General features: G+C 42.7%; 10 protein-coding genes, 3 tRNA genes, 3 rRNA genes and 1 other RNA gene. 14 read left to right on the top strand and 3 right to left on the bottom strand.

Going from position 1 to position 20,689, the window contains the following annotated elements; translation table 11 throughout:
• Positions 1-64: 64 nt before the first annotated feature.
• The 4 genes from ssrA to LR957_RS00330 all read left to right on the top strand — a co-directional run bounded on the left by ssrA (position 65) and on the right by LR957_RS00330 (position 5,578).
• Positions 65-454, top strand: a transfer-messenger RNA (tmRNA) gene (gene ssrA / locus LR957_RS00315).
• A 1,345-nt stretch (positions 455-1,799) separates the two neighbouring features.
• Entirely contained in the window at positions 1,800-2,171 is a 372-nt protein-coding gene (locus tag LR957_RS00320; protein ID WP_232273017.1) for a hypothetical protein, read from the top strand.
• A 54-nt stretch (positions 2,172-2,225) separates the two neighbouring features.
• Positions 2,226-2,672: a hypothetical protein gene (locus LR957_RS00325; RefSeq protein ID WP_232273018.1), complete on the top strand. Its 447-nt coding sequence runs from the start codon at positions 2,226-2,228 to the stop codon at positions 2,670-2,672.
• An 8-nt stretch (positions 2,673-2,680) separates the two neighbouring features.
• A complete protein-coding gene (locus LR957_RS00330; RefSeq protein ID WP_232273019.1) occupies positions 2,681-5,578 on the top strand; it encodes a type IV secretory system conjugative DNA transfer family protein in 2,898 nt (965 codons plus the stop codon).
• A 17-nt stretch (positions 5,579-5,595) separates the two neighbouring features.
• On the opposite strand, the gene LR957_RS00335 is transcribed toward LR957_RS00330, so the two are convergent.
• Both LR957_RS00335 and LR957_RS00340 read right to left on the bottom strand, forming a co-directional pair.
• Positions 5,596-6,165 carry a hypothetical protein gene (locus LR957_RS00335; RefSeq protein WP_232273020.1) on the bottom strand — a complete coding sequence of 190 codons (570 nt, stop codon included), beginning with the start codon at positions 6,163-6,165 and terminating at the stop codon, positions 5,596-5,598.
• An 11-nt stretch (positions 6,166-6,176) separates the two neighbouring features.
• Positions 6,177-7,781, bottom strand: coding sequence for an isopeptide-forming domain-containing fimbrial protein (locus LR957_RS00340; RefSeq protein ID WP_232273021.1), 1,605 nt, complete (start codon positions 7,779-7,781; stop codon positions 6,177-6,179).
• A 151-nt stretch (positions 7,782-7,932) separates the two neighbouring features.
• Here LR957_RS00340 and LR957_RS00345 point away from each other — a divergent pair, with 151 nt between their 5' ends.
• From LR957_RS00345 to LR957_RS00360, 4 genes are all read left to right on the top strand, one after another.
• Positions 7,933-9,921, top strand: coding sequence for a DNA gyrase/topoisomerase IV subunit B (locus LR957_RS00345; protein WP_232273022.1), 1,989 nt, complete (start codon positions 7,933-7,935; stop codon positions 9,919-9,921).
• 9 nt (positions 9,922-9,930) lie between these two features.
• Positions 9,931-12,429, top strand: coding sequence for a DNA gyrase subunit A (gyrA, locus tag LR957_RS00350; RefSeq protein WP_232273023.1), 2,499 nt, complete (start codon positions 9,931-9,933; stop codon positions 12,427-12,429).
• Positions 12,430-12,431: 2 nt separating this feature from the next.
• Complete coding sequence (locus LR957_RS00355) at positions 12,432-12,863, top strand: divergent PAP2 family protein (RefSeq protein ID WP_232273024.1); 432 nt, start codon at positions 12,432-12,434, stop codon at positions 12,861-12,863.
• 214 nt (positions 12,864-13,077) lie between these two features.
• A 16S ribosomal RNA gene (locus LR957_RS00360) occupies positions 13,078-14,604 on the top strand.
• Between the two features lie 294 nt (positions 14,605-14,898).
• On the opposite strand, the gene LR957_RS00365 is transcribed toward LR957_RS00360, so the two are convergent.
• Positions 14,899-15,138 (bottom strand): hypothetical protein, encoded by a 240-nt coding sequence (locus LR957_RS00365; protein WP_178143173.1) that lies wholly within the window; start codon positions 15,136-15,138, stop codon positions 14,899-14,901.
• A gap of 66 nt (positions 15,139-15,204) precedes the next feature.
• Here LR957_RS00365 and LR957_RS00370 point away from each other — a divergent pair.
• The 6 genes from LR957_RS00370 (at position 15,205) to rrf (ending at position 20,675) form a co-directional block, all read left to right on the top strand.
• Positions 15,205-15,281 (top strand) — tRNA-Ala (locus LR957_RS00370).
• 49 nt (positions 15,282-15,330) lie between these two features.
• Positions 15,331-15,407: transfer RNA gene (locus LR957_RS00375), tRNA-Ile, on the top strand.
• A 12-nt stretch (positions 15,408-15,419) separates the two neighbouring features.
• A tRNA-Val gene (locus LR957_RS00380) sits at positions 15,420-15,496 on the top strand.
• 92 nt (positions 15,497-15,588) lie between these two features.
• Positions 15,589-16,728 (top strand): dihydroorotate dehydrogenase (quinone), encoded by a 1,140-nt coding sequence (gene pyrD / locus LR957_RS00385; protein ID WP_232273025.1) that lies wholly within the window; start codon positions 15,589-15,591, stop codon positions 16,726-16,728.
• Positions 16,729-16,998: 270 nt separating this feature from the next.
• Positions 16,999-20,385, top strand: a 23S ribosomal RNA gene (locus tag LR957_RS00390).
• 181 nt (positions 20,386-20,566) lie between these two features.
• Positions 20,567-20,675: ribosomal RNA gene (gene rrf / locus LR957_RS00395) — 5S ribosomal RNA — on the top strand.
• Positions 20,676-20,689: the final 14 nt, after the last annotated feature.

A 20,689-nucleotide genomic window follows, 5' to 3' on the forward strand; every position in this document is an offset into this window, starting at 1 on the left:
ATCTATTAAAACATAAGCATGTAGATTTTTGAATGAGGTCAGGGTATAATATGAACTGATATGTGGGGCTGATATAGCTTTCGACAATTGGACCTTATCAGGATATTCTGCAAGCCGATGATACGCGTAACGTATATTTTTAGATGCAAAAAACTTTGCAAGCAAAGTTGCGGGCCTGTTCCAGGTTCGTGCTTTCGCACCAGCTGTAGCGTAATTTTCTATAGCCATCTTGTCGTGCAGGCAACATAGCGTGGACGAGGTGTTATATTTATGTTGCTCGCTGTGATTCTGGAAGTAGCAGACTCATGGGACTTTTTCTACGTAACGTAGCTCGGTATTTTTGGCTTATTTTTAAGTCGAGTGGCGTTATAAATTAAATTGAAATAAGACTATGCTTGTAGACGAATATCATGATACCAATTGGACCCGGGGGCAGTACCCGGCAGCTCCACCAAATAGATTAAGATTAGATTAAAAGTCAGCCCTATCGCTGGCTTTACTTACTGTCAAAGAGTAGAACTTATCTTTAATATAGAAAAAACAACCACCTGCGAGTAGTGGTTGTTTTCAAAAAAGTGGAGTTTTACAATTTCTTTTTATTTTTGGCCTCCGTATAACTTTTTTATTCAGAAGCTACCCCTATAATAAGCTATATAAATGCTTATGTCAACAATATTTTTGTAAAAAGTTTAGTAAAAAATACTACACATTTTATAATCTTCTTTATAATTTTCGCAACTATTTTTTCTAATAGCTTTTACTATGAAGTTATATGCCAGAGGCTGGCGTTTGTTTGGCTGCTTTTTATGTTTTTTATGTGTGCGACAAATTAAATTGTCGCACATTCTCTAGGACTCATTTTATTGAAGTGTAAAAGGTAGCTTTGTGTACTATGAATAAACTTTATACTTTCGTTTTGTAATTTTTAATTAAAACTGTTGTATAGCATTTTGATGTATAAGATTTAATATGCATACTGATGCTTGGATGTTCTTATAATAATATAAAAATAATTTTGTTAAGTTTGCTGTAGTGCGACAATGAAAGTGAATAGAGTTTTATAAAGCGGGGAATAGAGGATATTATTTTATTGCGGATTTGAGTGTTGGGTGTCAGTCTAATATTGGCTGTACGAACCTATTTTTGTGGCAATGTTTGGACGACAGGTAATCATAGGCTAGTCGTGTAATTGGGCGGTTGATAAGTCGACGATATCTTCATTGAATGGTGTGTAATCCGTACTAGATAATACTCAAAAATGACAAGCTTGTTGTAAAATGCACAGATAGCTATAAAGCGATAAGAGAATAATTAACAGATGATAATTTTAACAACATTAAAAAATAGGTGAAAATTACAATATTTTTGGCCGAGTAATGGTTGACATATAAATAGGGCTATGCTAACATAAGGTTAAGCTTTTAGAAAAACAAAAAAGCAAAAATACATTAACAATAAAATTTATATAAAGCCGCGTTTTTACGTATAAATCGACGGATAGTTGGCTGCATGATTTTTATAATGACGCAGCCAATGCTCCGCCTTTTAAAAGCGTTGAGCGCGCGGTTAGTACCGCATACATCCAGTTAATCCTCGTTAAAGAATTAGTGGTGAGAGTCCTGGATGTATGCAGAGGAAAACTGCAAGGATGCTCCTTAATTAAGGAGCGGTCAAATCGCCTCGAGCGGTAATGGGCAAGTAGCACCCGCGCCTAATAGTTATTTTTTATCGGCGGATGGTTTGTGTCTATATGCTATAGTATTATCGCTCAGGCTTCTTGTATATAGTATGATGTGAGTATGGGGATGAAGATAATTAGTTTTATAGCGTTGGTTGCATTGATTTTGACTGCGGTTATTTTGAGCGCGACAAACCCGAGCTCTGCTGGTCCGTTTGGGATTTTAGCGTTTTTCGTATGTTTGTATGTACTATTTATCTGTCTAACTTATGTAGTATTTTTAACATCGGAGCGAATAGCTGCGAAATTTTTTAATTTCAAGAATAGTCGCAATGAATCTAAGTATAAGACGTATTATTACTCTACTGTAATCTCTCTTGCTCCAGTTATTTATATGGGTATGCAATCGATGGGAGATGTTGGGGTTTTTGAGACATTATTACTTGGTGTGTTTGAGTTGCTGGCGTGTTTTTTTATACATAAAAGATACTAATCCCGTCCTGAATGTAGTCGTGTATTTTAAGTAGTTACGTGGTACAATATATTTATGAATCCCGAACTGCCACAAGTTAATAGTAATCCTGAGGTGCAGCCACAAAATATAGGTGGCGGTGAGTATAATGTAGAAAATACATCATTAAATCCTGAAGTCGGAAGAGAGTCTGAGCAGTCTCTTGGTGCTAGGGTTGAACAATATAATAATATCCCCGTGGCTTTGCCTGTTGATAATACTACAACAGTTCCTTTATCTCAATCTCAAAACGACGATCAAAGTACGAATCAGTCAGGGGTGGTAGCTGATGATGATACTCCTCTAGTGGCAGCGGATGAAGACTTGATAGAAAGAGAGTGGGTGGATAAAGTTAAAAAGATTATAGCTTTAACAAAAGATAATCCTTATGAGAGGAATAGAGTTATTGCGCAGCTGCAGGCTGATTATTTAAAAAAACGATATAATAAGACTTTAGGTCAAAATGACGACGGTAGTAAGTAGGGTTTTATATGGGTGCGGGTCCTTTGATAGTTAGTTTTATCGCGATTGTTATTATAAGCGCTGGTTCTGCGGTAGCTTTTGTATTGTATCGTAACATGCTGAGGGAAGCCAAAAATTATGAACGAGGCTTGAAGATGGTGCCGTTGCTTATACATTTACCTCCAACAAGTGAAGATGTAGATAGTTCAAATCGAGATGAGCGAGATTTAACTGAAGAGGTGCTGTCGCAAGCCCAGGTGATGTACAATATTATTTCAAGTACAGCGACTAAAGGATTCAAAAGCAAAGTCTACGGCCAGCGTCATATGTCGTTTGAGATTGTTGCTCATGGTGGACTGGTTCATTATTACGCCGTCGTTCCGCTAGTGTTGGTTGATGTTATTCGTCAAGCTGTAGCGGCAGCATATCCTTCTGCTCGACTAGAAGAAGTATCTGATACTAATATATTTAGTAAGGTCGGCAAGATGAGTGGAACTATCGGCGGCGAATTCACTCTGAAAAAGTCCTTTGTTTATCCAATATCGACTTATCAGGAGTCAAAAAGGGATGCTTCTAGGGCATTATTAAATGCTTTATCTTCGGCGTCCAAAGAAGATGGAATAGGCGTGCAATTTTTACTACGTCCGGCGTATGACGGCTGGTCCAAAGCATCGGAGTCTCATATTGACGGCATGAAGAAAAATAAGGGCAAGAAGAAAGGCTTTGGAGGCGTTGCTCCTATGGATATTATGGAGGCCCTGTGGAAACCGCCAGAGAATAATGAAAAAGACGGCGGCTCTAATTCTGAGGACAAGCAGCTAACGTCTTTAGAGCAGGCGGAAGTGGATGCTATTAGCGAAAAAGCTCGTTATCCTGCATATGAGGTTTTGGTGCGTGTTGTGATTTCTTCAAATACTGCGGCGCGCTCCCAAGTGTTGTTAAAAAATATAATAGCAGCCTTTTCGCTGTTTGACTCACCTCGTAATAACGGGTTTAAGTTTTCTTTAACCAGGAATGTTGAGGAAATGACAACAGCATATATTATGAGATTCTTTCCTCAAGAAACTCGTAGTAATATCCTCAACAGTGTGGAAATGGCAACATTATTCCACCTGCCTGGGGCTAGTGCAATTCCAACTTCGCAGGTTAAACGACAAATGTCCAAGCAGGTTGATGGTCCAACGGATGTTTTGGATGAGGGTTTGTTGATTGGCTATAACGAGTTTCGAGGGGTTAAAAAACCTATTCGCATTGGAACTAAAGATCGCCGCCGTCATGTATATATTATTGGTCAAACGGGTGTTGGTAAATCTGTCTTGCAGGAGAATATGGCTTATCAAGATATGATGGACGGTCGAGGATTTGCCTTTATTGATCCACATGGTGACTTGGTTGAGTCTTTATTGGGTAAGGTTCCAAAAGAGCGCGTCGAGGATATTATCTACTTTAATCCTGCTGACATGACTAATCCAATTGGCTTAAATATGTTTGAATTTGATACGCCAGATCAAAAGGACTTTTTAGTTCAAGAGGCGATTAATATGTTGTATGGGCTTTATGACCCAGGCCATACAGGAATTGTTGGTCCTCGTTTGGAGCATATTTTTAGGAACTGTGCCTTGTTATTGATGTCAGATCCTGCTGGCGGGACATTTATTGATGTACCAAAGTGTCTTATCGACCCCGAGTTCGTTAAGAGTAAGCTGAAATACGTAAAAGATCAGCAGGTTATTGATTTTTGGACAAAGGAATTTCCTGCATCACAGAGGTCAAATGAGGCGGGTGAGGTTATTTCGTGGGTTGTATCAAAGTTTGGTCCATTTATTTCCAATGATGCAATGCGCAATATCATTGGTCAGACGAAATCTGGATTTAATTTGCGCGAAATTATGGACAATAATAAGATTTTGCTGGTTAACTTGTCGAAAGGTAAGATGGGTGAGCTTAACTCTAAGCTTTTGGGTATTATCTTTGTGATGAAGTTTCAAGCAGCAGCAATGTCTCGAGCGGACATTCCAGAGGATCAACGAGTTGACTTTTCGTTGTATGTTGATGAGTTTCAGAACTTTGCTACTGATAGTTTTGAGTCTATTTTATCTGAGGCTCGTAAGTATAAGCTGAGTCTTATTATGGGTAACCAGTTTATGACTCAGTTAACAGATAAAATACGAGAAGCCATTATTGGTAACGTTGGTACAGTTATCTCTGGGCGTATTGGTGTAACGGATGCCGAATTGATGGTTAAGAAATTTCAACCAACTTTCGATGTTGATGATTTGGCAAAATTGCCAAACTTCCAATCCATAACATCTGTGATGATTAATAATGTTCCGTCTGCGCCATTTAGTATGAATTGGGTTCCTCCGATGGGGCAGGTTAATAGTCAGCTTAGAGATGCGCTAGTAAGGCTATCTGCCGCTAAATACGGAAGGCCGCGAGCTGTTGTTGAGAAAGAGATATTTGATAGGATTAGAGGTAGTGTACAACCAAAGACAGGCCCTTCTCAGTTAGCGTCTTCTACTAGCCAGAAACCATCGGGTGGCGGGTCGTCGTTCTTGGATGAGTGGTTAGCAAAGAGGCAGCAGTTGGGTGGAAAGCCGGCTACTAATCCGTCGGTAAAACCAATGAATCTGCAGTCTTCTTCGCAAATGCAGAATACACAAAGTCGACCGGAGGTGATCGGTGGTGTTGCTCCGTTTAGTGTGGATGGTGTAGATGCTGTGGCTCCTAGCTTTGATAATAGTCGACGAGATCAATCCTCTGTACTAGATAATGCTACTGTTAATAAACCAAGTATATCTATGACTACAGGTGATAATTCTACCTATTCCGTAAATACAAAACCGAGCCAACCTGTGGTTAAGAATCGGCTCGATTTGCGTGGCGGTGATGGTGACGATAATGAAATAATGATCAGTTTACGATAAAGCTATTTAATATCTAATCAGATATTTTTCCTGTTGTTGATGAAGCCTACTCGAGCGTATTCAATAACAGCACCGATAGACCAACCAGCCACAAACAGGATAATAGTTTCTGATCCTGATAGCAGATATCCGTATCGTTTTGCAATAAAATATACAGCAATAGAGGCTATTGCTCCTAGGGCGCCAGAGATAATTAAGTTAGGGCGGGCGATGGTATTGCCGATTGCATCACTAGTCTTTTCGACAACTGGATTATGAATGACTTTACTGAAAGCTCTGGATGGGGCTGACAATTGGTCTTGTACATTTGCCAAAGTCTTCTTGTATGAAGCTTCGATATCTTTTTTGGTAAGAGGTTTATCTTCTTTTATCTCTTTAGACTCTTTTTGTTCTTGCTGCTTTTCTTGGCGGGTGGCAATTTCTATAGCCTCGTGCTTGATATTATTCTCGTTCTCAGTATTTGATTTTTCTTTTTCAATCGCCCTTTCTAGGGATCTTTCGATCTCAGCAGCTTTCTCTCTACTCAAATCTGCTAGTTCTTTTGTATCTACGGCATTCTCTACGGTAGATTTTAATTTTTCACTCATTTTTTTACCTCCTATAAAGTTCCTGCGGACATATCTCGTCGAACGATTCTAACTTCTTTATTTAATTGACGTGATCTAGCGTAGAAGTATACGACCACGGCTGCAATAATTCCTGCGAACATCATGTTCTCGCTAGCACCGGTTTTTGGCAGTTGTGAAGTGGTTTGTTCAATAACTTTCGGTGCAGGGCAGTCAATTTTTGTACTGACAGTATTGCCAAATGTGTTATCAATCCTACAGTCGTAAGACATTGGATTGCTTTTACCGCTAGCCATTGCCGGGATGCTGTTCTTTATTTGGATAGTAAAGCTGCGCTTCTGGGTTTCTCCTGGCTTGATCTTTATAGGGTTCCATACTAGAACTTTTGCGTTACCGCTGCCTGCGCTAGCGCCTTTATCGTCTATTAACGTTCCGCCACCGGCGTCAAATATGTCTGCATATTCCAATAAGTCGCTGACTTGATCTTTGAATGTAAACTCTTCCTCTTTAAGTCCCTTGTTTTTTACCGAAAGAGTGTAGGTAATTCGATCTCCAGATTTTGCAACTGTAGTTGTTGCGTCGGTGTTATTCTGAGTGAGGTTAACGGCGGTTTTTGTCTGCACAAATGAGGCGGAACATCGACTATCATTAATCCATACTGTAGAATCGCCTGGGCATGGTTGACATTGAGGATCATCCTTCAATAATTTAGGGTTCTGAGGACATCTTGCTGGCTCCGCTATGGTAAACGTCTTTACGCAGGCATCTGAGGTCTTGTCGCCTAATGAGCTCTTTACTGTTAGAACAGCTTTGTATGATCCTGGCGTTTTCTCTGTATAAGATACAATCTTATCGTTGCTTTCTATAGTTTTAACTAGGGTGTTTCCTCGATAAATACTGTATATATATTTTTGGATTGTCGCGCCATTAGCCGCACTGGTGTTGGCAGTAAATTGATATGTGTCGCCATTCTTCTTTATGTCTAAGGCGTTACACGCAGCTACTGGCTGTGGTGGAGTGGAGCAGTTTGGGTATGTGCCAACTTGACCAGTCGGACAATGATGGTTTGGCGGTGCGAATTTTAAGATTAAGTTGCCACAGTTAAGCATAATTGCAAACCATCCAGTTCCAGCTGAGTATCCAACAAATGCCCTGTATGAGAAGCTGCCCCAAAGGTTGTGAGGTCGATAGTAGAAGGTACGAGCGCTGCCTTGCGATGTGCGAACTACGTAAGACCCTTCGCCTTGTGATGGGCCAAAATGAGGAGTAAGTCCCCATGAGTAAGTTCCCATATTGCTATTTAAGGTCTGGAGGTTACCGGTCGCCGCCACCAAATCAGAACGACTAATTCCAAGATGATTATAGAGGTCACGAATATTATTTGTGTTCGCGTCATAATGGGCCATCAATTGTTGACCACTAGAAATTCCGCCATAAATTAAGTCGCTGGAATCTGCTGCGTTGGCTGACTCTGGCGGTGAAAAAACGGTGAAAGATTGCACAATAAGCGCTAGGGCGGTTAATATAAGCCCGATCTTTCGAGTAGCTTCTTCTTTACGTAAGCGTTTTGCATAAAAGCCCAAGCTGTGGATCATTGAAGGGCTGTATGGTAGGCGCGAGATGATTTTTTTGAACATTTTGACCTCTTTTGTTTTTTGTTGTTATATAACTTTAATCTAACTTTAACATAAGCATACTAAAAAAGTAAATAGTTTGAGAATATATCTATTTTGATGTATAATAAGGTTATTGAAAAGAGCTGATAATTCAGGTAATAGTGAGGGAGATATGACTAAACAAACAAACGAACAATCTTATGATGGCTCACAAATTCAGGTTCTAGAGGGTCTTGAGCCGGTTCGTAAGCGTCCAGGAATGTACATCGGTAGTACGGGGTATGAGGGCGTACATCACTTGATTAAGGAAATCGCCGATAACTCAATTGACGAGGCAATCGCTGGTTATGCTACAAAGGTTGAAGTAACTTTGTTAAAGGATGGTGGTGTTCGAGTATCTGATGATGGTCGTGGTATTCCTGTCGATAAACACCCAAAGACGGGTAAGAGTACGCTAGAGACGGTATTAACAATCTTGCATGCCGGCGGTAAGTTTGGTGGCGGCGGCTATAAGGTTTCGTCTGGACTTCACGGTGTTGGTTCTAGTGTTGTGAATGCGCTATCTACGCGTATGATTGCTGAGGTTAGAAAAAATGGCAAGATTTATCGTCAAGAATATGCAACAGGGGTACCTCAGACAGACCTGGAAGTTGTTGGAAAGTCTGATACTACTGGAACGACAATTACGTTTTATCCAGATCCAACTATCTTTAAAGAGACGGTTAATTTTGACTATAAATGGGTTGTTAACTATCTTCGTCATCAGGCATATCTTACAAAGGGTATTTATACGTCAGTTGTTGATGAGCGAACTGGTGAACGAAAAGCTTTCTACTTTGAGGGCGGTATTCAGAGTTATGTAAAGAACCTGAATATTGGTAAAGATGTTTTATCGGACGATATATTTTATGTCGAGAAGCAGGTTGAAGATTGCATGGTAGAGATCGCTGTTCAGTATAATGATACATATGTTGAAGTGGTGAAACCCTTTGCTAACAATGTCTTAACGCCTGATGGTGGTACTCATTTGGTTGGTTTTCGAACGGCTCTCACTCGCGTAATTAATGATTATGCGCGCAAGAATAGCTTGCTTAAAGAAAAAGAAGACAATCTGACTGGCGATGATATTCGCGAAGGTTTGACGGCAGTTATTCTGGTGAAATTGCCAGATCCTCAGTTTGAAGGTCAGACTAAGAACAAACTTGGCAATCCAGAGATGCGCCGCTATGTAGATCAGGTAATGAGCGAATATTTCGCGTATTATTTGGAAGAAAATCCAGCTACGGCTAAGAAGGTTGTCGGCAAGGCTACGCTGGCGGCGCGAGCTCGTAAGGCGGCAAGAGCTGCGCGCGACAACGTTATCCGTAAGGGGGCATTTGAAGGCTTAAATCTACCCTCTAAGTTGACAGACTGCTCATCCCGTAATCGAAAAGATTGTGAATTATTTATTGTTGAGGGTAATTCAGCTGCAGGTTCGGCTAAGGATGGTCGCGATTCAACTATTCAGGCTGTTCTTCCTCTTCGCGGTAAGGTATTAAATACCGAGCGCGCAAGGTTTGATAAAATGTTCGCTAATGCTGAAATTGTTTCGTTGATTAAGGCTATGGGCGTTGGAATTGGCGACCAATTTGATATCAGTGGTATTCGTTACGACAAGATAATCTTCATGACAGATGCTGATGTTGACGGTGCGCACATTTCTACACTTTTGATGACATTCTTCTTCCGATACATGTCTGAAGTGATTGAAGCGGGTCATGTGTATTTGGCGAAGCCGCCTCTATTTGGTCTAAGTAGAGGAACTGGTAGCAATCGTAAGATAGACTATGTTTATGATGAAGTGGCTCTCGAGCAAAAATTGAACGAAAAGATTAATGAACGTAAGGCTGCAGGTATAAAAATTGATGAAAATGCTGAAAGATTTAAGCAAGCAGGCTATACGGCGCAGCAACGATTTAAGGGTCTTGGCGAGATGGATGCCGCCCAATTATGGGAAACAACTATGAATCCAGAAAACCGAACATTAGTGAAGGTTAATATTGAGGACGCAGAACGTGCAGACGCGATATTTACGAAGCTTATGGGTGATAGTGTAGAATTGAGGAAAAATTTTATTCAAACAAATGCCGCTAAGGTTAATGTGGAAGATTTGGACTTTTAAGGAGGAGATATGGCGGATAATGACAATAAAAATATAGTAGAACCAGAAATTCTGAATGAAGAACCAGAAGTTCGCGGTATTGAAAAGTCGACAGTTGAGCGTGTTATGGAGGACTCCTTCCTTAAGTATTCCATGTCGGTTATTATTGACCGTGCCTTACCGGATGTTCGTGATGGACTAAAGCCTGTTAATCGTCGTATTTTATATGCGATGAATAAGAACGGTTGGCGTGCTCCTCATGCTACAGTGAAGTCGGCAAAGATCGTCGGTGAAGTGATGGGTAACTACCATCCGCACGGTGACTCATCAATTTATGACGCTATGGTGAACTTGGCTCAACCTTGGAAGATGCGCTATACGCTGGTTGAGGGTCAAGGTAACTTCGGATCAATGGATGGTGATGAGCCAGCAGCCTCTCGTTATACTGAGGCGCGAATGGATAAAATTGGTGGCGAGTTGCTGTCTGACATTGACAAAGAAACTGTTGACTTTCGCGATAACTTCGACGGAACAGAGAAAGAACCGGTGGTTTTGCCGTCGGCCGTTCCGAATATCCTGCTGAACGGTCAGATGGGTATTGCTGTTGGTATGGCGACGAATATTCCACCGCACAACCTTAGTGAGGTGGTTGACGCTACAGTCGCCCAAATAGATAATCCTGAAATTACATTAGATGAACTATTGACACATATTAAGGGTCCTGATTTTCCGACAGGTGCGGAAGTCTATGGTGGTGCGCCAATGCGTCAAGCATATGAAACTGGGCGCGGCTCAGTTACGATTCGTGCGGTTGCGTCGATTGAAGAGCGCAAAAATGGCCGTTACAGTATTATAATCACCGAAGTTCCATACGGTATGAGCAAGGAAGGCTTTGTTGATAAGGTTCGAGAACTTGTCCTTGCCAAAAAAATAACGCACATTGCCGATGCGCGAGATGAAAGTGCTCGTGGTAAGGTTCGAGTTGTTGTTGAACTGAAGAAAGACGCTTACCCAAAGAAGATTCTTAACCAGTTGTATAAATTGACTGGATTACAGACATCATTCCATTATAATGTCCTGGCTTTGGTCAATGGTATTCAGCCTAAAGTTATGGGCTTGAAAGAGATTTTGGCGGAGTTTATTAAGCATCGTCAAGGCGTTATTCGACGCAGGACTGAGTTTGAACTTCGAAAAGCTAAGGAACGAGCTCATATATTGGAAGGTTTGAAAATTGCGCTTGATCATATTGACGAGGTGATTAAGACGATTCGCGAAAGTTATGATGATGCCGACAAGCGTTTGATGGAGAGATTCGGTTTGTCGGAAATTCAAGCGGCCGCAATTTTGGCGATGCAACTACGACGATTGCAGGGATTGGAGCGCGACAAGATTGAAGAAGAATTGAAACAACTTCATGAACTGATCAAGAAGTTGGAAGCAATTTTGGCTGACGAGAACGAGATTTTGCGTGTCGTTAAGGAAGAATTGCTTGCCATGAAAGAAAAGTATGGCGATGAGCGACGCAGCAAGATTATTAATCACGAATTAGGAAAGTTCTCTGACGAGGAATTGATTCCAGAGGAAGAGTCGGTAATTCTGCTTACAAGCGAAAATTACATCAAGCGAACCTTAGTAAGTGATTATCGTAGGCAAAATCGTGGCGGTAAAGGTAAGCGTGGTATGACGACTAAGGAAGAAGATGTCATTGATCAAGTTGTCCAGGCAAGCTCGCATGATTATTTGCTATTCTTCACTAATATGGGTAGGATTTTCCGGCTGAAGGCTTACGAAGTACCAGCCGCCAGCTTGAGTGCGAAGGGTGTTGCGGCCGTTAACTTATTGCAACTTCAGCCAGAAGAGAAGATAACGGCAATTATCAAGCACGAAAAGAACGCCAATGATGACGGCTATCTGTTCATGGCGACAAAGAAGGGTACAGTTAAGAAGACTCCTGTGAAAGATTATGCCAATATTCGTACGAATGGATTGATTGCAATTAAGCTAGATGAAGGCGATGAACTGCGCTGGATAAAGAGGACGACTGGCGAAAATGATGTGATTATATCTACGTCTGCAGGACAAGCCATTCGCTTTAACGAAAAAGATACGCGCCCAATGGGTAGATCAGCTCGTGGTGTCCGCGGCGTCAGATTGCGTCCAAACGACTCTGTTGTTGGTATGGATATCGTCACAGGTGACGATCAAACCTTGCTAGTGGTTAGCGAAAAAGGTTTCGGCAAGCGCACGAAGGTATCGAATTTCCCGAGTCATAAGCGTGGCGGAGTCGGTATAAAAGCCGCAGTCGTAACTGCAAAAACCGGCCCGATTATTTCCGTTCAGACAATTGATCCAGAAATAACAGAGGCACTATTGGTTTCTCAGAGTGGTCAAACTATCCGTCTAGGTTTGAGTGATATTAAGCTACTCGGAAGGACAACTCAGGGTGTGACGATTATGCGTCTATCTGATGGCGATGCCGTGTCGTCAATCGGCTTGATGGCTGATCGCCCGCAGGATGAGGGTAACTAATAATGAAAGTCTTGATAGTCCCAGTAATTGCATGGGCAATATCTCAAGGGCTGAAGCAAGTGTTTCATCTCATGGGGCGAAATCGTCGAGTATTTAGCGGTGATACAAACCCGAAAATACTTCTATCTGGAGGTATGCCAAGCGCTCATAGTGCGATTGTCGTGTCGTTGGCGGTATTTCTGGGGCTACAAGACGGCTGGGATAGTTCTATATTTGGACTAGCTACTTGGCTGGCTATTGTAGTGATGTATGATGCCATGATGGTTCGCTATTCGTCTGGAATGCAGGGCGAAACACTTAATAAACTGATTTCAGAGCAGGGTAGTAAGTTGAAAAAACTTCGTATTGCTCATGGTCATACCCCTGTGGAAGTAGCGGCTGGGGCGGCTATTGGTGTGGTTGTGGCTGCCGTTGTATTTTTCGCAACAAAATAATTGTAAAAATCTATTGACCTAGACAATTATATACTGTAAGATTAGTAACAAGTCTGGTTGCTGGAGTGCGAGTTAAGCAACGGTTTACAATCTGTAAAGCGAGGTAAATCATACTTCAGTCTGACTTAAGATGAACTTTAACAATTTGATTGTGCAATATCATCGTCAGTTTATATTTTTGTAGAGCCTTAATACTTTGATACAAAGTAGATTTTTAACGGAGAGTTTGATCCTGGCTCAGGATGAATGCTGGCGGCGTGCCTAACACATGCAAGTCGAGCGGCAGCGAGTTTTACACTGAATTCTGGAAGCTTCTGAGTAGTACAGAAGATTTATTCAAGAGTTTTGTGTAAAATGTCGGCGAGCGGCGGACGGCTGAGTAACGCGTAGGAATTTGCCCCAAAGTGAGGAATAACTGCCCGAAAGGGTAGCTAATGCCGCATATGGTCTTCGGATTAAAGCCTTCGGGCGCTTTGGGAGAAGCCTGCGTTGGATTAGGTAGTTGGTAGGGTAATGGCCTACCAAGCCGACGATCCATAGCTGGTCTGAGAGGATGATCAGCCAGACTGGAACTGAGACACGGTCCAGACTCCTACGGGAGGCAGCAGTGAGGAATCTTCCACAATGGGCGAAAGCCTGATGGAGCAACGCCGCGTGAAGGATGAAGGCCTTCGGGTTGTAAACTTCTTTTATGAGTGAAGAATATGACGGTAACTCATGAATAAGCACCGGCTAACTACGTGCCAGCAGCCGCGGTCATACGTAGGGTGCAAGCATTATCCGGAGTGACTGGGCGTAAAGAGTTGCGTAGGCGGTTTAATAAGTGAATAGTGAAACCTGGTGGCTCAACCATACAGACTATTATTCAAACTGTTAAACTCGAGAATGGTAGAGGTAACTGGAATTTCTAGTGTAGGAGTGAAATCCGTAGATATTAGAAGGAACACCGATGGCGTAGGCAGGTTACTGGGCCATTTCTGACGCTAAGGCACGAAAGCGTGGGGAGCGAACCGGATTAGATACCCGGGTAGTCCACGCCGTAAACGATGGATACTAGCTGTTGGAGGTATCGACCCCTTCAGTAGCGAAGCTAACGCGTTAAGTATCCCGCCTGTGGAGTACGGCCGCAAGGCTAAAACATAAAGGAATTGACGGGGACCCGCACAAGCGGTGGATTATGTTCTTTAATTCGATGATAACCGAAGAACCTTACCAGGGCTTGACATCCAGGGAAGGTCTGCGAAAGTAGACTGTGCCTTTTGGAACCCTGTGACAGGTGATGCATGGCCGTCGTCAGCTCGTGTCGTGAGATGTTAGGTTAAGTCCTTCAACGAGCGCAACCCTTGTGAATAGTTGTATTTTTCTATTCAGACTGCCCCGGTAACGGGGAGGAAGGAGGGGATGATGTCAGGTCAGTATTTCCCTTACGTCCTGGGCTAGAAACGTAATACAATGGCTAGTACAATGCGCAGCGAAGCCGCGAGGTGAAGCAAATCGCATCAAAGCTAGTCCCAGTTCGGATTGTAGGCTGAAACTCGCCTGCATGAAGTCGGAATCGCTAGTAATCGCAAATCAGCAAGTTGCGGTGAATACGTTCCCGGGTCTTGTACACACCGCCCGTCAAACCATGAAAGTGACCAACACCCGAAGTCCGATTCGTCGGCCTAAGGTGGGGGGCATGATTGGGGTTAAGTCGTAACAAGGTATCCGTACCGGAAGGTGCGGATGGATTACCTCCTTTCTAGGGAGTAACGATGCCAATCTGTCGAGCAATCACAGATTGAGCTAGGTCGGTCTCGTAAATGTGTCGAGCTTACATATTTACAATAGTCCTTTTAGGGACGAGACAAAGTTCAAAACCTTCTCTACGATAAACCGATTGATGAATTGCACAATCAAGTTGTTAAACGAAAAAGTCCCTCTATGAGGGGCTTTTTATATGGTAGATTTAATTAAAATCTAATATTTTGGTAGAGTTGTGATTATAAAAAATAGCCAATAATTTTTGGCTATTTATGCTTTTTACTGATGCTTATTATAGTCCGCCGCCAAAAAGGGAGTTTAGTAGCCAGTTTAATGGGATAGTGTGTAGGCTGAGCATAATAGCGAACCCTACTCCACATGTAACAAGTCCCCAAAATTTGAAACGATCATAGCTACTTACGCCACTTCCCAGATTGTCGGCTAATTTTTGATGAAAAATGACGACGATTCCACCAGCAATTAAAACTAAAATCCCAAAAAATAATGAGCCAAAACTAAATTGATATAACATATTATTAATTATACACTTGTCAGAATTAAAAAGATACTGTACAATTAAAAAGTCTTGGCAATTTATGGGGACATAGCTCAGTTGGCTAGAGCACCTGCTTTGCAAGCAGGGGGTCCAGGGTTCGAGTCCCTGTGTCTCCACCATATGGGGTGAAGTGGGCTTACGTCCACGACACTCCACCAAGACGAATGAGGGCGATTAGCTCAGCTGGTTAGAGCGCGTCACTGATAATGACGAGGTCGGAGGTTCAAGTCCCTCATCGCCCACCATATTTTTAATATGGGCGCTTAGCTCAGTTGGCTAGAGCATCTCGTTTACACCGAGAGGGTCGGGGGTTCGAGTCCCTCAGCGCCCACCAATCATAGATAGTCAGGATTATCGCCGAGTAGGCGATTTTTTGTTTACAAGTAACCTTGCTTAATAAAGCATAGATAGTTATACTCGTAGAATATGTATAAGCGTATTATTAAGCCGATATTATTTTTATTAACACCAGACTTTACGCACAAACTCATTATTTTTTGTGGACGCATGGCACAAACATTTTTCCCCATTAGATGGATTATTCGTAAGTTATGGAGCTTCCAAGATAAGTCGCTACAGCAGGAAATTGATGGAGTTGTATTTAATAACCCAATAGGACTGTCAGCAGGATTTGATAAAAACGTACAGCTGTCGCCTTTAATGGAAGACGTTGGATTTGGGTTTGCTTCTGGTGGATCCGTGACTATGGAGCCGAGAAGAGGAAATCCTCGACCATGGTTTCATCGATTACCGAATACTAAATCTGTAGTTGTGTATGCTGGCATGCCAAATTACGGGCTAGATAAGATTAGTAATTATATTGAATTAAACAGACCTAAAGTTAAATCAATGCCGACGGTTGCGTCTGTAGCTGTCATTGCTGATAAATCCACGAAAGACAAATTTGGGCCAGTCGTTTCGGAAGAATATATAATTCGGGACGTAAAAAAAGCGGTTAGTTATATCGTAGAAAACAGCTTGGCAAGTGTTATAGAGATTAATATTTCTTGCCCGAACGCCGGCAAGGAGCCGTTTATATATGCTGATACTCTGGAGTCTTTATTGAGTGAATTAGATTCCGTAGAGAGAAATGTTCCTTTCTGGATTAAAATGCCACATTTGTATGATTTGAAGCAATTCGACTCGTTATTAAAGGTTATTGTTGAGCATAATATTCAGGGTGTAACGGTCGCTAATTTAATAAAGGATCGTAAGAGGGTAGATCTTAAAGATCCTTTGACTGATGATATTAGGGGAGGATTAAGCGGCGAACCTACTCGTGCACATAGTTTAGAGTTGATTAGGCATGCGTATAAAAATTATGGAGATAAACTAACTATTATTGGTGTTGGCGGAGTTTTTTCGGCCGAAGATGCATACGCTAAGATTAAGGCAGGGGCTAGCCTGGTTGGGCTTATCACTGGACTATTTTTCGAAGGTCCGCAGCTAATTGGGCGGATGAATCGCGAGCTGTCTCAGCTGCTAAGAAATGATGGTTTTTCTAGTATTTCTGAGGCGATTGGTACTGATTTTAATAAAAAGCAAAAAAAGTCGAAAAAACTTTGAAAAAACCCTTGCAAAAGAATCTCAGCTGCTGTATAGTTGATTATTAGTTAAGCGAATGTTCGAACGAACCTCTGGCAATACGCTGCAAAACGTGCGAGGGCAGTGAGAAAACATCTGAGTGTAGATAGGTTTGTCAATTTATTGACTTGTCGATTGTGCACTCAAATGTGTGAGGCACTGATCATTAACAATTTGAGAGTAAAAGAAATTGAGTTTTTAATTGACGGTAGTAGTAATTGCAAAGTAGCAACTACTAGTTAAGTCAATGCATAAAAAGGTACTCAAGGGCACTAAATGGATGCCTAGACGTATATTACCGATGAAGGACGTGGAAGACTGCGATAAGCCTCGGGAAGCTGTCAACAAGCTTTGATCCGGGGATTTCCGAATGGGGAAACCCAGCATGAGTCATGTCATGTTGCCACTTGCTGAACACATAGGCAAGCGAGCGGGAACCATCTGAACTGAAACATCTTAGTAGGATGAGGAAGAGAAAGTAAATAACGATTGCGAAAGTAGTGGCGAGCGAAATCGCAACAGCCCAAACCTTTTAAGTTTTTGCCTATTAATTTAGGCAAATAAGTTGATAGACGAATACTTACAAGGGGTTGTGATATTACATATGACCAAGTCAGAGAATTTGATTCGTTCAAATAATCTGATTTGCGATAACTGGCTATCAACGGTTAGTAAGGTAAGAAATCGGCGTGGTTAGTAGAATAGTTTGAATGACTAGCCAAAGAACGTGAAAGCCGTGTATATGAAAACGACGCTGACCTTATGTATGTTTTATCGAGTAGGACGGGGCACGAGAAACCCTGTTTGAATCTGGCTGGACCACCAGCCAAGGCTAAATATAATATACGATCGATAGTGAACTAGTACAGTGATGGAAAGGTGAAAAGAACCCCGGGAGGGGAGTGAAATAGATCCTGAAATTTAGTGCCTACAAGGAGTCGGAGCCGGCTTGTCCGGTGACGGCGTGCTTTTTGTAGAACGATCCAGCGAGTTAATTTTTACAGCGAGGTTAAGTCAATTGACGGAGCCACAGTGAAAGCGAGCCTGAATAGGGCGAATAAGTTGTAAGGATTAGACCCGAAACCGGGTGACCTAACCATGAGCAGGTTGAAGCCACTGTAACAGGTGGTGGAGGACCGAACCAGGATACGCAGCAAAGTGTTTGGATGACTTGTGGTTAGCGGTGAAATGCCAATCGAACTCGGAGATAGCTGGTTCTCCTCGAAATAGCTTTAGGGCTAGCGTCGTGTTAGTAGCACATGGGGGTAGAGCTCTGTAAAGGACTGGGGCGGGCAACTGTACCCACCCTTAACAAACTACGAATACCATGTGTGTAATCACGGCAGTTAGAACATCGGTGCTAAGATCGGTGCTCGAAAGGGAAACAGCCCAGACCATCATCTAAGGTCCCTAAATTAACGTTCAGTGGGAAACAAGGTGAGATTTCTTAAACAGCTAGGATGTTGGCTTAGAAGCAGCCATTCATTTAAAGAGTGCGTAACAGCTCACTAGTCAAGAGATCTTGCGTGGAAAATGTAACGGGGCTAAAACGTTATACCGAAGATATGGATTACACGCTAAGTACAAAGTTAAAGTTGTGTTACAATCAATTTATGGAAAATGAGATTTACGTAGGTAGCGTCTATAAACACTATAAAGGCAATAAGTATGTTGTTGTAAGTATAGCTGTTCATACTGAGACGCTTGAAGAGCTTGTAGTTTATCGAGCCATTTATGGCGACGGAGAATTATGGGCTAGACCTAAGAAAATGTTTTTAGATAATATTGAAAAGAACGGAAAGATCATCCCAAGGTTTAAATTGATTAAAAAACTTTGATTTTGTTCTTAGTGTGTAGTGGTAGAGGAGCGTTCCTATCAGCGGAGAAGTCGAATCGGAAGGTTCGGTGGAGCGGTAGGAAGTGAGAATGCTGGAATGAGTAACCATAAGAGAGGTGAGAATCCTCTCGGCCGTAAGAGCAAGGTTTCCTGAGCCATGGTAATCATCTCAGGGTTAGTCGGGCCTAAGCCGAGGCGCAGAGCGTAGGCGATGGACATCAGGTTAATATTCCTGAACCGGTTAAGTTTTGTACACTGTTCACGGGGAAGTAATCGAAGCGGATTCATGGTTTATCCGTCCAACCGAGCGGGAACGCAAAGGGAGTGAAAGTGATTCTTCGGAGTCGCGATTTTGGTGAAAGCCCTGGCTAGAAAAGCAGGTGTACGCGTGGACTTAGCCGCCCGTACCGCAAACCAACACAGGTGCTCGAGTCGAGTAGACTCAGGCTTACGAGCGAACCTTCGCTAAGGAACTCGGCAATACAGCGACCGTAACTTCGGGATAAGGTCTGCCCCCACTTCGGTGGATATCAGCCGCGTTCACTCAGTGAATATTAGGTTAAAGAGTACATTTTTAATCACAAAACGAATTTTCTGAGATAGAGCAAACGAATTGTTCTTTTGAACGCGAACCTCTGGCATCTAACGATGTGGGGGCCGCAGCAAAAGAGCCCACGGAACTGTTTATCAAAAACACAGGTCTCTGCTAACACGAAAGTGGATGTATAGGGGCTGACTCCTGCCCAATGCTGGAAGGTTAAGGGGAGCGCTTCACGGTGCGAACTGAAGCCCTAGTCAATGGCGGCGGTAACTATAACCGTCCTAAGGTAGCGAAATTCCTTGTCAGGTAAGTTCTGACCCGCACGAATGGAGTAATCATGTGGGCACTGTCTCAGCGAAGGACTCGGTGAAAGTGCATTGGCGGTAAAGATGCCGTCTGTCCGTACCAGGACGAAAAGACCCCATGGAGCTTTACTACAGCTTTACATTGAATATGGTTTCAACATGTGTAGCATAGGTGGGAGACTTTGAAGCAGATACGCCAGTATTTGTGGAGTCGCCAGGTGAAATACCACCCTTGTTGTGATTGTGTTCTCACGCTGACCGTTATCCGGTTAGCGGACCGTGTATGGTGGGTAGTTTAACTGGGGCGGTTGCCTCCTAAAGAGTAGCGGAGGCGTTCAAAGGTTGGCTAACTTCGGATGGAAATCGAAGTGATAGTGTATGCGCATAAGCCAGCTTGACTGTGAGGAGTACATTCCAATCAGAGACGAAAGTCGGAGCAAGTGATCCGCTGTACGTACATTTGTACATGAATGTGGGATCGACAGCGCAAACGGATAAAAGTTACCCTGGGGATAACAGGCTTATAGCGCCCAATAGTTCACATAGACGGCGCTGTTTGGCACCTCGATGTCGGCTCATCACATCCTGGAGGGGGAGCACCTTCCAAGGGTTCGGCTGTTCGCCGATTAAAGTGGTACGCGAGCTGGGTTCAGAACGTCGTGAGACAGTTCGGTTTATATCCGGTATGGACGATAGGAAACTTGAGAGGATCTACCCCTAGTACGAGAGGACCGGGGCGGACGCACCTCTGGTGTATCGATTGTGGCCACCTGCTGCATTGTCGAGTAGCTATGTGCGGACTAGATAAGCGCTGAAAGCATATTAAGCGCGAAACTAACCTCAAGATAAGGTTTCCCTATGAGGACACAGAAAGACTATCTGTTTGATAGGCGCAAGGTGGAAGTACAGTAATGTATGGAGCTGAAGCGTACTAATAGTCCCATTGCCTTTTTATGTCCTTGTCTGTGGAGTTTATGCTTGCATAAACATTGCGGATAAGGTAGACTTAACTAGTAATTGGTGCTTTTCAAAAGTACTGGTCAATTAAAAATCAATTCCGTGCTGATGTTGGACATCGAAGAAAGGGGTTTGGCCCACCGTGGAGTATATACGGAACCAAGCGTCGTAACCCCCTCCTTCGGTGCCCATAGCGAGGAGGAAACACCTGTTCTCATTCCGAACACAGAAGTTAAGCTCCCCAGCGGCGATTATACTGCGAAAGTGGGAAACTAGCACGGTGCCGAATTATAAGAAAGCCAT

Origin of the sequence: Candidatus Nanosynbacter sp. HMT-352, from assembly GCF_021222645.1 — a bacterium.
Taxonomy (GTDB): Bacteria; Patescibacteriota; Saccharimonadia; order Saccharimonadales; family Saccharimonadaceae; genus Nanosynbacter.